This window comes from Serratia sp. TSO36, assembly GCF_057808395.1.
Window position 1 is genome coordinate 116,494 of record NZ_JBJZOU010000021.1, and the last position, 13,159, is coordinate 129,652.

General features: G+C 55.2%; 8 protein-coding genes, 6 tRNA genes, 1 other RNA gene and 1 pseudogene. 13 read left to right on the forward strand and 3 right to left on the reverse strand.

What is annotated here, in order from left to right:
* Positions 1-15: 15 nt before the first annotated feature.
* From ACK3CV_RS18085 to ACK3CV_RS18095, 3 genes are all read left to right on the forward strand, one after another.
* Complete coding sequence (locus ACK3CV_RS18085) at positions 16-2,487, forward strand: fimbria/pilus outer membrane usher protein (RefSeq protein WP_164141630.1); 2,472 nt, start codon at positions 16-18, stop codon at positions 2,485-2,487.
* A gap of 223 nt (positions 2,488-2,710) precedes the next feature.
* Positions 2,711-3,835 (forward strand): fimbrial protein, encoded by a 1,125-nt coding sequence (locus tag ACK3CV_RS18090; RefSeq protein WP_164039989.1) that lies wholly within the window; start codon positions 2,711-2,713, stop codon positions 3,833-3,835.
* A gap of 232 nt (positions 3,836-4,067) precedes the next feature.
* Positions 4,068-5,042 (forward strand): fimbrial protein, encoded by a 975-nt coding sequence (locus ACK3CV_RS18095; RefSeq protein ID WP_049212450.1) that lies wholly within the window; start codon positions 4,068-4,070, stop codon positions 5,040-5,042.
* 125 nt (positions 5,043-5,167) lie between these two features.
* On the opposite strand, the gene ACK3CV_RS18100 is transcribed toward ACK3CV_RS18095, so the two are convergent.
* Positions 5,168-5,243: transfer RNA gene (locus ACK3CV_RS18100), tRNA-Ala, on the reverse strand.
* Positions 5,244-5,303: 60 nt separating this feature from the next.
* Positions 5,304-5,379 (reverse strand) — tRNA-Ala (locus ACK3CV_RS18105).
* Positions 5,380-5,687: 308 nt separating this feature from the next.
* On the opposite strand from ACK3CV_RS18105, the pseudogene ACK3CV_RS18110 reads away from it, so the two are divergent.
* A pseudogene (locus ACK3CV_RS18110) lies at positions 5,688-6,473 on the forward strand (formate/nitrite transporter family protein).
* Between the two features lie 66 nt (positions 6,474-6,539).
* Here ACK3CV_RS18110 and gltX read toward each other — a convergent pair.
* Positions 6,540-7,955 (reverse strand): glutamate--tRNA ligase, encoded by a 1,416-nt coding sequence (gene gltX / locus ACK3CV_RS18115; protein ID WP_015378659.1) that lies wholly within the window; start codon positions 7,953-7,955, stop codon positions 6,540-6,542.
* Positions 7,956-8,249: 294 nt separating this feature from the next.
* Between gltX and ACK3CV_RS18120 the strand changes: the two genes are divergently transcribed.
* The 9 genes from ACK3CV_RS18120 (at position 8,250) to ACK3CV_RS18160 (ending at position 13,159) form a co-directional block, all read left to right on the forward strand.
* A tRNA-Val gene (locus ACK3CV_RS18120) sits at positions 8,250-8,325 on the forward strand.
* Positions 8,326-8,353: 28 nt separating this feature from the next.
* A tRNA-Val gene (locus ACK3CV_RS18125) sits at positions 8,354-8,429 on the forward strand.
* Positions 8,430-8,467: 38 nt separating this feature from the next.
* Positions 8,468-8,543: transfer RNA gene (locus ACK3CV_RS18130), tRNA-Val, on the forward strand.
* A gap of 7 nt (positions 8,544-8,550) precedes the next feature.
* Positions 8,551-8,626: transfer RNA gene (locus ACK3CV_RS18135), tRNA-Lys, on the forward strand.
* A gap of 75 nt (positions 8,627-8,701) precedes the next feature.
* Positions 8,702-8,825: non-coding RNA, RtT sRNA (locus ACK3CV_RS18140), on the forward strand.
* Between the two features lie 195 nt (positions 8,826-9,020).
* A complete protein-coding gene (gene fepB, locus ACK3CV_RS18145) occupies positions 9,021-10,028 on the forward strand; it encodes a Fe2+-enterobactin ABC transporter substrate-binding protein (protein ID WP_033649828.1) in 1,008 nt (335 codons plus the stop codon).
* A 214-nt stretch (positions 10,029-10,242) separates the two neighbouring features.
* Complete coding sequence (fepD, locus tag ACK3CV_RS18150; protein WP_033635435.1) at positions 10,243-11,298, forward strand: Fe(3+)-siderophore ABC transporter permease; 1,056 nt, start codon at positions 10,243-10,245, stop codon at positions 11,296-11,298.
* A complete protein-coding gene (gene fepG, locus ACK3CV_RS18155; protein ID WP_033635436.1) occupies positions 11,298-12,335 on the forward strand; it encodes an iron-enterobactin ABC transporter permease in 1,038 nt (345 codons plus the stop codon). Before fepD ends, fepG begins: the two co-directional genes overlap by 1 nt.
* Positions 12,336-12,352: 17 nt before the next feature.
* Positions 12,353-13,159: an ABC transporter ATP-binding protein gene (locus ACK3CV_RS18160; protein WP_033655005.1), complete on the forward strand. Its 807-nt coding sequence runs from the start codon at positions 12,353-12,355 to the stop codon at positions 13,157-13,159.

Consider the following 13,159-nt stretch of genomic DNA (forward strand, 5'->3'; position numbering starts at 1 on the left):
TAAAGGGATGCAAAGATGATTATGCCAAGTATCGCCAACAACAAAAAGTCGGTGCTATTTTTCTGTTTTTTATCCTCACCGGTTGCACTGGCAGAGGACTACTTTGAGCCTTCTGCATTAAACAGAAATTATCAAAACGTGGCTGACTTGTCCCATTTCAACAATCCGAGCGATCAATTGCCTGGTGAGTATTGGGTGGATATCTATCTAAACAACGCTTTTTTTGCTAATCAAAAAGTGGAGTTTTTTCACGTTGCCGGTGCTTTGCAACCTCGCATCCATCGAAACGATCTTGAAAATTTCGGCATCCAACTTGACACATTAAAGGTAGCGACGAGCGAAAACAGTCTAACCGATCATCCCATCAATGAGATTATTCCGGGCAGCTATGCAAAGTTTGACTTCAATCGCCAAAGATTAGATTTAAATATTCCTCAGGCTTATCTTAAAAACCAGCCGCGGGACTGGGTAAACCCGACGCTTTGGGATGACGGCATAAACGCCTTCCTGATGGATTACAGCTTCAGCGGCACCGAATCATGGCAAAATGGGAATGCAAAAACGGGTGATAATCAATATTTGAACCTGCGCAGCGGTGCAAACTTCGGTGCCTGGCGATTGAGAAACTACTCCACCTACTCAAGCCAAAACAGCACCAAATGGAAAAGCATCAATTCCTATGCTGAGCGAGGGTTTAGAGACAGCAAAAGCACTTTGACCGTGGGTGATAGTTCAACCTCTGGCGACGTCTTTGACAGCTTTCAATTTCGCGGCCTGAAACTCGCGAGCGACCCCTCAATGATCCCTGACAGCCAACGGGGCTTTGCCCCCACGGTGCGAGGCGTCGCGCAAAGCAATGCCGAAGTCATTGTGAAGCAAAATGGCTACATCATTTATCAAACTCACGTGCCCGCAGGAAGTTTTGAAATAACCGATATTTACCCCACCACCTCCAGCGGTGGGCTGCAAGTAATCATCAAGGAGGCAGATGGATCAGAACGCAGCTTCTTTCAACCCTTTTCCGCAGTGCCGATCATGCTGCGAGAAGGCATGAAAAAAAATGAATTAACGCTAGGCGAGTACCGTGCCGCGCAACGCGATAAATCTAAATATAAATTTCTTCAGCAGTCATTAATTTATGGTCTTAGAGACGATAAAACGCTCTATGGGGGCGCAATCATCTCAGAAAAACACCAGGGAATCTCTTCCGGCATCGGCAGCAGCTTGAAAAAGCTCGGATCATTTTCAGCCGATGTCACCCATACTAAAAGCCGGCTCATTACGGGCACTGCCCGTTCGGGGCAACAATATCGGCTCCAGTACGCAAAAAACCTTGAAGCCACGGGCACGAACTTCACGCTTGCAGGATATCGATACTCGACATCGGGCTATTTAAACTTTTCTGAATTTAGCGAGATGAATACCAACCTTGAGAAAAAGTGGCTGGCGCGTGACATAAAAAGAAGCAAGCTGGTACTCAATATTAACCAACCCATTCGCGATTTCGGTAGTTTCTACCTCAACGGTTATCAACAGAACTACTGGCATAACAGCAGCATTGAGAAGAATTTTCTGCTTGGGTTTTCAACCAGTCAGCGTGGCATTAGCTACAATCTTGCTTTGAGTTACAATAGCGGCCCATATACGGATAAACCCGACAAAATTGCCACACTTAACGTTCAGATCCCGCTGAACAAATGGCAATCGAACAGCTGGGCTAACTATACCGCCAGCAAGAACAGCAAGGGCAAGTTCAATCAGCAATTGGGTCTAAGCGGAACGGCTCTGGAAAATAACCAGCTCAGTTATAACGTCTCGGCCTCACAAAGCAGCACCAGATCCAGCCCCTCCGGCAACGGCTCTGCTTACTATCGCGGCGGGTATGGTGAAGTCGGGGCCGGATACAGCTTTGATCAAAATATGCAGCGGGTTAATTACAGCCTACGCGGCGGCGCCATCGCCCATGGCGACGGCATTACATTATCGCAATCGCTGGGGGATACTGTGGCTTTAGTTAAAGTACCCAATGCCCATAATATTGAAGTGATTAACAGTGTCGGCGTCAAAACTGACTCTCGTGGCTATGCGGTAGTACCTTACATCAGCAGTTATCATAAGAATCGGATTGCCTTAAATCCGCAAAGCTTTGGCGATGACGTTGAAATAGCAAAGAACAGCAAGATTGTCATCCCGAGCAAAGGCGCTGTTGTAACTGCCCACTTTAAATCTAACATCGGCAATAGAATTATCTTAAAGCTGCAACACAATACCGACGCAGTCCCATTCGGCGCCGTCGCTACGCTGCAAGGTGAAGACAAAACGTCGGGGATCGTAGGAAATAATAATAGCGTTTATATGAGCGGCATGCCTGACTCAGGAACGGTGTTGGTTCATTGGGAGGGGAAGCAACGCTGCCAAGGCAGTTATGCTATTACAGCTAAAGAGTCTGAATCAAAAATAAAAATGCTCAATATGGTATGTAAATAGTATTGAATTATCGATAAAAGCACATTGCATAACATGCCGGATCTTTCCTGCTAAATGTCGACCAACTGGCAATGAGCTAAACATTAGGCAACCAAGACATGTTTGCAATTAAACAGCACAGCGTAGAGAAACGACATGATGAAAGCAATCGTAATTATTTACATACTGGTGTTCGCATCTGCTCTGTTAATATTATCAAATATAAACAATGACTGGTTTTGCGATGAATCCTGCAATCCCATTCAAGACAAAAAAAATGACCCACAAGAGCTCAATCGAGACACCATGTCAGCCGAACCTTTGTTATCTTCATCACTGCATGGAAAACGCTTCATTAGCGGTTGAAAGGGAAAAGACAATGATAGGAAGAAAATTATTAAATAGAGTAACGTTAATATTGAACGGAAGTATCTCAATTGCCCTGGTGTTTTTATACTCAGCAAAGACTTATGCCGGAGATGAAGACTGTCGGGCAATGTATCATATACCGCCATATATTAGCCAGAGTCCGATCGTTGTTCCGGCAGATGCGCCAAACGGGGCGGTGTTGGGGCAAGGCGAATTAAATTTTTCCGTTAAAGTACTGTCAAATGGCGAAGCGATTCTGGGATACGGCCATTTTGTGGTGCAACCGTTCACCTACCTGACCTCAACCGGTTTTAAACACAATGGTATCCCTGTCTATAAAACCTCCTGGGAAGGCATTGGCATTGCAATGTCATTAAATAATCATGCCGGCATTCCAGAGTTTTCTGGGCCTAATCCAACGCCGCCTTATTATATACTTTCGGCTAATTTTAAATACTACCTCGTAAAGATCGGAGATATTAAATCGGGTGTGATGCCGCAGTTTGAGCCATTTCTGATGAACTATGCATGCTTGCGGATTGCCGGCAGAGCATTTAGACTCGGGCATCCAAAGTTTCCCGCTACCAACGTCTCAGTGGAAGGTTGCCGATTAACCACGCCAATCAAATACGTCCATTTGGGAGAAGTGAATAGAAAAGAATTCTCCGGCATTGGAAGCACCGCTGGCGAAACGCCGTTCGATATTACTTTAGAATGTAACTCAGATGCCAAAGTAGACCTGGAAATCAGAGGGCAAACGGTGAGTGGCAACAGCCAGGTATTGGCGATTAATCATACTGACGAAGCGGCCAAAGGCGTCGGATTGCAGATTCTGCGCAACGGCGTTCCATTTGATTTAGGCAACAAAATTAATGTATTAGATACAACGCTGCTCGGACAGAATTCGCTTTCTTTTCTGGCAAGATTTTACCAAACGGAGGCGAACATAACGCCGGGAGACGTGAGCGCCATCGCCCAATTCACCGTTTCATATCGATAGCCCTTTGTGGAATAAGAGGGGCTCCAAGCCACATTGGCACATAAACGACGCCTCTGTTCCGTGCACCCAGTGCTTCAGTATGCAATATCAGTCATATCAAAAATATTCATACAACTAACGCTAGAAAACTACATGATGGCCGAAGGATGAGCGCCCATCGTTTATATAAAAAATTGATAGATAAAAATAACACTATGTGCAGTTCGAGCAATATCTAATAGGAAAAGTGAATATGTCAACGCTATTTAAAACAACAGCTATAGCCAGGATCGCTGGCATCCTGGCCTTATTATTTTCCTTTTCAGCCCAAAGTGAGGGCGATTGCTATGCGATATGGCATCATCCGCTAAAAATCGAGCAATCCGGCATTACCGTCCCGGCAGGCGTTAAAGTCGGCGATCTTATCGGTCGTGGGGAATCTTACTTTTCCGTCAGGCTGTTGGCTAATGCCATACAGTTCTCCTTTGGCGAACCCGGCGATCTGGTGTTGCAAGCCTATACCCACTTGAATGCGACAGCATTACAATACCACGGTATTCCCGTCTATCAGACTGGTTGGCAGGGGGTCGGCATTGCCATGTCGCTCAATGACCAACCGGGGCTTTGGGATATTTATGCGCCGCGTAATACACCCGTGAACTATGTTCTTGGCGGAAACTTCAAATATTATCTGGTCAAGACCGGCGACATACAATCTGGTGCCATGTCTGCATTTTCCCCTTTCTCCTTTAACTATACCTGCTTGAGAGCAACCAACGCCAGACGGCTGGGTGAGACCTATTTTCCTGCCGTCAATATCGCAGTGGAAGGTTGCCGCCTCAGCACGCCGTCGAAACAGGTTTTCCTGGGAAAAATCAACCGGCGGACGCTCTCTGGTATAGGGGCCACGGCGGGAAATACCCCTTTTAACATCGCGATGGAGTGCAATGTCAACACTAAAGTCGATCTGGAGATACGCGGTGACATGGTTAATGGCAATCGTCAGGTATTGGCCGTTATCCCATCAAAAGAGGCGGCCACCGGCGTTGGTCTGCAGATACTGCGTAACGGCATTCCCTTTGAGTTGGGGACGAAAACCGGCATGCTAAACCAGACGCTGGTAGGGATGAACGAAATCCCGCTCAGCGTGCAATATTATCAAACGGAAGAAAAAGTTACGTCGGGAGAAGTCAATGCCGTGGCTCAATTCACCGTGTCATATCGCTAGTTTTGGTGAGCTGGCGGCATAACTCCGAGCTATCGGAAAGCCAGAGTCATTTTTCCAAGCGTCAGGCAAGCATTAGACGCACGCATAAAGCAAAAAGCCGACCCTAAGGTCGGCTTTTTAAATGGTGGTGGAGCTAGACGGGATCGAACCGTCGACCTCTTGCATGCCATGCAAGCGCTCTCCCAGCTGAGCTATAGCCCCACAAAAGTGGTACGCGTTGACCGGCGTTACGGTATTCCCCAACCTCTCTGAGAAGAAGGTTGGTGGAGCTAGACGGGATCGAACCGTCGACCTCTTGCATGCCATGCAAGCGCTCTCCCAGCTGAGCTATAGCCCCGTTCCACAATCACTTTGTGCTGTGAACGGGGCGCATAATATGAAACCCGCTCAAAGCTGTCAACGGCTAAATTGAATTACTGAATCAAGCGTTGAAAAAGCCGCCAAATCAGCATCTTTGGCGCCAAAAAATCATCACTTTGCGCAGAGTTCATCCATTTTGCGCGCTACATCTCAAAATGGCAAAAGACCCTGCATATCACATTGATTTTTAATTAATGGAATGTTAACGAAATGCGCTTGAGTCGGACTCCCGAGCGGCATAGACTGCCCGCGCCATAAACTTCATTACTATAAACCGAGTCCGTCATGTCTTTGCATTCACCAAAAGAAATCGCCGCCCTCGCCGTTCAGGCCGGGGTAAACAAAAGCCGCGCCCCGCTCGCTAATCTGCTGATTCTGGGCTTTCTCGCCGGCGCCTTTATTGCCACCGGCTTTCTGCTGGATATTCACGTCATCGGCACCCTGCCGGCCGAATAGGGCTCTTTCGGCGCCCTGTTGGGTGCCGCGGTCTTTCCTATCGGTTTGATCCTGACTATTCTGGCCGGCGGCGAACTGCTGACCGGCAACATGATGACCTTGCCGATGGCCTGGTTTGCCCGCGAAATCCCCGCCATCGCCGTGCTGCGCAACTGGTTTTGGGTCACCCTGGCCAACCTGGCCGGCAGCCTGGCCGTCGCCTACTTCTTCGGCCATTTGCTGGGCCTGACCGAAGGCGCGTTCTTGCATAAGACGCTGGCGATCGCGCAGGCCAAAGTGGATGCGGACTTCCTGCACGCCTTCATTTCCGGCGTCGGCTGCAACTGGCTGGTGTGCCTGGCGGTGTGGTTAGCCTTCGCCAGCAAGGATGTGCCGGGCAAAGTGATCGGCATGTGGTTCCCGGTCATGGCTTTTGTCGCCATCGGCTTCCAGCACGTGGTGGCGAATATGTTCATCATCCCGGCGGCCATCTTTGCCGGCGGCATGGGCTGGGAGCAGTATCTGCCCAATTTCGTCGCGGTATTTCTCGGCAACGCGCTGGGGGGCGCCGGTTTTGTCGGGCTGATGTATTTCCTCGCCTACCGCCCGGGTTTGCCGACCGGCGAGCAAGCCTGACACACCGCCATGAAAAAAGCCCCGGGATCGCTCCACGGGGCTTTTTCTTTAAGGCGTATCAGCAAATCAGGCTTGCGCTTCGCGCTCGGCGATGTAAGCCAGCGCCATGTCGATGCGCTGCAGCGAACGCTTCTGGCCGATCGCATGCACGGTCACGTCCATGCCCGGCGACTGGCCGGCGCCGGTCACCGCAACGCGCAGCGGCATACCGACTTTGCCCATGCCGACACCCAGCTCATCCGCCGTGCCCTGAATGGCGTCGTGCACGTTTTCCGGCGTCCAGACGGTGATGGCGGCCAGCTTGGCGCGCACCGCTTCCAGCGGCTGACGCGCCACCGGGCGCAGGTGCTTCTTGGCCGCGTCTGCGTCGAACTCGCTGAAGTCTTCATAGAAGTAGCGGCAAGACTCCGCCATCTCTTTCAGCGTTTTGCAACGCTCGCCCAGCAGCTTGACGATGTCTTTCAGTTCCGGGCCGTTGCGGGTTTCAAGGCCCAGTTGCTCAACGTGCCACGCCAGATGCACCGCCACTTCTTCCGCCGGCATATGGTTGATGTAGTGGTGGTTCAGCCACTGCAGCTTTTCGGTGTTGAACGCGCTGGCGGATTTGTTGATCGCTTCCAGCGTGAAGAACTCTTTCATCTCATCGATGGAGAAGATCTCCTGATCGCCGTGGGACCAGCCCAGACGCACCAGGTAGTTCAGCAGCGCCTGCGGCAGATAGCCGTCGTCGCGGTACTGCATAACGCCCACGGCGCCGTGACGCTTGGACAATTTTTTACCGTCGTCGCCGAGGATCATCGACACGTGTGCGTATTCCGGCACCGGCGCGCCCAGCGCTTTGAGAATATTGATCTGGCGCGGGGTGTTGTTGATGTGGTCTTCGCCGCGGATCACATGAGTGATTTCCATGTCCCAGTCATCGACGACGACGCAGAAGTTATAGGTTGGCGAACCATCGGTACGGCGGATGATCAGATCGTCCAGCTCCTGATTGCTGAATTCGATCGGGCCGCGAATTTTATCATCGAAGATCACCGAGCCTTCCTGCGGGTTGCGGAAGCGCACGACGTGTGGCTCGTCGTCGGTGTGGCTGCACTGGCTGTCGCGGCAGTGGCCGTCGTAGCGCGGCTTCTCGCCGTTTTCCATCTGCTTCTCGCGCAGCGCTTCCAGACGTTCCTTGGAGCAATAACATTTATAGGCAGTGCCCTGCTCCAGCATCTCGTCGATGACCGCGTTGTAACGATCGAAACGCTTGGTCTGGAAATACGGGCCTTCATCCCAATCCAGGTTCAACCAGTTCATGCCATCCATAATTGCGTCGATCGCGTCCTGGGTAGAGCGTTCCAGATCGGTATCTTCGATACGCAGAACGAACTCACCGCCCGCATGGCGGCTGAACAACCAGGAATAAAGTGCGGTACGCGCGCCGCCGACGTGAAGATAGCCGGTCGGGCTCGGTGCAAAACGGGTTTTGATTTTCATTGGGTTCACTGCCTTATTACGCAACGCGTGTCGGCGGTTGCCGACGATTGCTCGGAATTGAAAAAAGAGTGGACGACATTGTATCACCACGCGCTAATTCCTCAACGCCGACACGATATTGCACCGGTCGATTTCGCGCGTTTTGCGGCGAGTTTCGCATAGCGTTGCGCAAAGAATCGGCGCCGTTGGCGATAATTATCGCGCCCTGCCTAAATTTGCGGCGAACGATTGAAATCATTTTAAAAACCGTTGACTCACTTTGAACTATCCCTATAATGCGACTCCAACAAGACGGGGCGATTAGCTCAGTTGGTAGAGCATCTCCTTTACACGGAGGGGGTCGGCGGTTCGAGCCCGTCATCGCCCACCATCTTGTTGAGAAAAATGAGAACGAATGAGGGTGATTAGCTCAGTTGGTAGAGCATCTCCTTTACACGGAGGGGGTCGGCGGTTCGAGCCCGTCATCACCCACCATCATTCTCTCGTTTAGCAGTGCCTGGAAGTCCTGAAGTGGGTGATTAGCTCAGTTGGTAGAGCATCTCCTTTACACGGAGGGGGTCGGCGGTTCGAGCCCGTCATCACCCACCACTTCTGCGGGTCGTTAGCTCAGTTGGTAGAGCAGTTGACTTTTAATCAATTGGTCGCAGGTTCGAATCCTGCACGACCCACCAATTCAGAGAAAAGCGCCTTTTGGCGCTTTTTTCGTTTCTGCGCCACCCAACTCTGACTTCATCTTCTCGCAGGCATAGTTTACCGAGTCGTGAAGGATGAAGAACCGTAGCGGTTCGAGCATCGCGCAGCGATACGACAACGCGCAGCGTTGCCCGCAGGGTGAGGCCAAAGGCCGAATCAATCCTGCACGACCCACCAATTCAGAGAAAAGCGCCTTTTGGCGCTTTTTTCGTTTCTGCCGATCGATATCCCTTTCTTCTTCATTCACCACGCGCTGAGATACGAATGGTTATCATTTTGCCGGCTTGGATGGTAAATTAGCGGGCATCCACCACGCAGCCAATCCGCCGCCGGATTGATAAGCCTTAGTTCAAGGAAAGAAAGAGCCCGCTCATGACCCTATCCTTACGCCAGCTGTTCATTGCATTTATCGCCACTTCCAGCCTGCTGCTCAGCGGCTGCGGCCCGGACGACCAGAGCGACGGGCAGAAACCGTCCGCCCCCGCTGCCGACAGCAGTTGGCCGCGCACCATCGACAGCGTCAAAGGGAAATTCACGCTGGAAAAACCGCCGCAGCGCATCGTGTCCACCAGCGTCACCATTACCGGCACGCTGCTGGCTATCGACGCCCCGGTGGTCGCCAGCGCCGCCACCAGCCCAAATCCCCTGGTGGCCGATAAGCAAGGCTTCTTTACCCAGTGGAGCGAAGTGGCCAAACAGCGCCACGTCGAACGGCTGTACCAGGTGGAGCCCAATGCCGAAGCCGTCGCCGCCGCCGCACCGGATTTGATCGTCGTCGCCGCCACCGGCGGTGATTCGGCGTTGAAGCTGTATGACCAGCTGTCCGCCATTGCGCCGACGCTGGTGCTCGACTATGGCGACAAGAGCTGGCAGCAGCTGGCCAGCGAGCTCGGCGAGATCACCGGCCATGAAGCCGGCGCCAAACAGGCGGAGGATCGTTTCGAACAGCGCGTGGAGCAAGTGAAGCAGGCGATCGCGCTGCCGCCGCAGCCGACCACTCCGCTGGTGTATGCCGACAACGGCCGCGAGGCCATGCTGTGGACGCCGGGTTCCGCCCAGGGCAAGCTGCTGACGCAGCTCGGCTTCCAGCTGGCCACCCCGCCGGAAAGCGCCAAAGGCAACACCAGCATGGGTAAACGCCATGACATCATCCAGATCTCCGGCGAAAAAATGGCCGAGGGCCTGAACGGCAAAACGCTGATCCTGTTCGCCACCAACGAGCGCAAAGTGCAAGAGGTGCTGACCAACCCGTTCCTCAAACATCTGGAGCCGGTGGAACAGCGGCACGTCTATGCCGTCGGCAACGATACCTTCCGCCTCGATTACTACAGCGCCACCAACATGCTGAACCAAATCGAACGGCTGTTCAAAAAGCCCTGAACCACGCCGTCGGCGGGTCAGCCTCCTGCCGACGTTTGCCATAAACAGGGCAACCGTTCACATTCAATCAATTGAAATATCAATAGTTATTAACATCGTCAACGCACCTGCGCCACCAACCGGCGGGTGCATGCGGGCGTAAACTCGTGCTACTATTAGCGCCCGCATGAACGCAAATAACAATGAGAATAAAAATCATACAGGAGTTACCGGTGTGAACGTACCCACTCCGACTGAGCGGACGCTTTCGTCCGCACCGCACGCAGCTTACGCCAGTGGCTTCAAACGCATCGCCGGGTTCGGTATCGGCTTGGCGCTGTTGCTGCTGTGCATCATTGCCAGCCTGATGCTGGGTTCCAAAGCCATCCCCTTCCACACCGTCTGGCTCAGCCTGCAGGGCGCCGCGAGCGGTTCCGACAGCACCATCATTCTCAACGCCCGGGTGCCCCGTACGCTGGCGGGCATCTTGGCCGGCATGGCGCTCGGCGCCGCCGGCGCGCTGATTCAGGCCTTGACGCGCAATCCGTTGGCCGATCCCGGCGTGCTCGGCATCAACGCCGGTGCCAGCTTCGCCGTGGTCATCGGCATCATGTTTTTCGGCGCCGCCACCACCGAAAGCTATATGGCCTACGCCTTTGTCGGCGCCGCCCTCACCACCCTGCTGGTCTACCTGATCGGCACGCTGGCGGGCGGGCGCATTAACCCGGTGCGGCTGACGCTGGCCGGCGTGGCGATCGGCGCGGTGCTGCTCGGCATCACCACCGGGCTGTCGCTGATCGATCCGCAAACCTTCGACCAACTGCGCTTCTGGCAGGCCGGCACGCTGGATATCCGCACGCTGTCCACGCTGCCGGTCACCGCCCCCGCCATTTTGCTCGGCTGCCTGCTGACGCTGCTCATCGCCCGGCCGCTGAATACCATCGGCATGGGGGAAGATCTGGCTATCGCGCTCGGCGCGCGCGTGGTGCTGACTCAGGTCATCGCGGTGATCGCCATCACGCTGCTGTGCGGCGCGGCAACCGCCACCGTCGGCCCAATCAGCTTTATCGGCCTGATGGTGCCGCACATCGCCCGCTGGTGGGTCGGCCCCGACCAGCGCTGGATCCTGCCCTACTCCATGCTGCTGGCGCCGATTTTACTGCTGTGCGCCGACGTGGTCGGCCGTCTGCTGGCGGCCGGTGAGCTGCGGGTTTCCATCGTGGCGGCCTTCATCGGCGCGCCGGTGCTGATCTGGCTGGTGCGCCGCAAGAAAACGCTGGGGGGGCTGTGATGAGTCTGCCCCACACGTTGCATATCGGCCGCCCGGACGGCGTCATCAACTGGCGCATGCCGCTGCGCCTGCTGCTGGTCAACCTTTCGCTGCTGGCGTTGTGCCTGGCGATGGCCGTTGCCGCGCTGTGCTACGGCACGCTGCAGCTCTCGCTGGAGCAGGTCTTTGCCGCGCTCAGCGGCGAGGCGCCGAAAAATCTGGTCACCGTGGTCACCCAATGGCGCTTGCCACGTATCGCCATGGCGCTGCTGTTAGGTGCCGCGCTCGGCATGAGCGGCGCCATCTTCCAGTCGATTATCCGCAACCCGCTCGGCAGCCCGGACGTGATTGGCTTTAACATGGGGGCTTACACCGGCGCGCTGATCGCCATCACCCTGTTCAACGGCGGCTATTACTACATCGCCGGCGGCGCGCTGGCCGGCGGCATTCTCGCCGCGCTGGCCATCTACCTGCTGGCCTGGCGGCAAGGCATCGCCGGCTTCCGGCTGATCATCGTCGGCATCGCCATCAGCGCGGTATTGGTCTCCACCAATACCTGGCTGATCATCACCGCCTCGCTGGAGCGCGCCATGGACGCCGCCATGTGGCAGGCCGGTTCGCTCAACGGCATGACCTGGCAGAAAGCCCAACCCGCCACGGCGTTCATCGTGCTGGCGGCCGCGGCCGCGCTGCTGATGGGCAAACGGCTGCAGCTGCTGGAAATGGGCGACGATACGGCGCGCGCGCTGGGCGTGAACGCCGAAGGCAGCCGGCTGTGGCTGATGCTGTTCGGCGTCACCCTCACCGCCGCCGTCACCGCCACCGCCGGGCCGATTTCCTTCATCGCGCTGGCGGCGCCGCAGATCGCCCGCCGCCTGGCCGGCCAATCCTCGGTCACCCTGACGTCCTCGGCGCTGATGGGTGCGGCGCTGCTGCTCGGCGCCGACGTAGTGTCCCAACATCTTTTCGCACCGATCCAACTGCCGGTCGGGGTCGTGACCGTCTGCATCGGCGGTCTGTACCTGATTTGGCTGCTCATCCGTGAGGCCCGCAGATAATGAAGAATGACAATGCCATGAGCCACCGCCTGCACGCCTCGCATCTGAAGCTGGGCTACGACAATAAAATCATCGCTGACGATCTGAGCGTGGCGATCCCCGACGGCGCCTTCACGGTGATCGTCGGGCCGAACGCCTGCGGCAAATCGACGCTGTTGCGCGCCCTATGCCGCCTGCTGAAACCCAGCGCCGGCGAGGTGATGCTGGACGGCAAGAACATCAGCAACTTCGCCACCAAGGCGCTGGCGCGCGAGCTTGGGCTGCTGCCGCAAACCTCGATCGCACCGGACAGCATTACCGTGGCGGATCTGGTGTCGCGCGGCCGCTACCCGCACCAGAGCCTGCTGAAACAGTGGACGCAGGCCGACAAACAGGCGGTGGAAGCCGCCATGGCGGCCACCAACGTCGGCCAGCTGGCGGACCGCAGCGTCGACGAGCTGTCCGGCGGGCAGCGCCAGCGCGTCTGGGTGGCGATGGCGTTGGCGCAGCAAACGCCGCTGCTGCTGCTGGATGAACCGACCACCTATCTGGACATCGCGCATCAGATCGAGCTGCTGGATCTGTTCCGCCAGCTCAACCGCGAGCACGGCCAAACCCTCATCGCGGTGCTGCACGATCTCAACCACGCCTGCCGCTATGCCGATCACATCATCGCTATGCGCGACGGCAAGATCGTGGCGGAGGGGAAACCGGCGGAGATCATCACCGCCGAGCTGGTTGAGCGTGTATTCGGCATGCCGTGCATGATCATCGACGATCCGCTGTCCCACACGCCGCTGGTGATCCCGCGCGGCCGCTACCACTGCGACACGCCGCAGGCATGA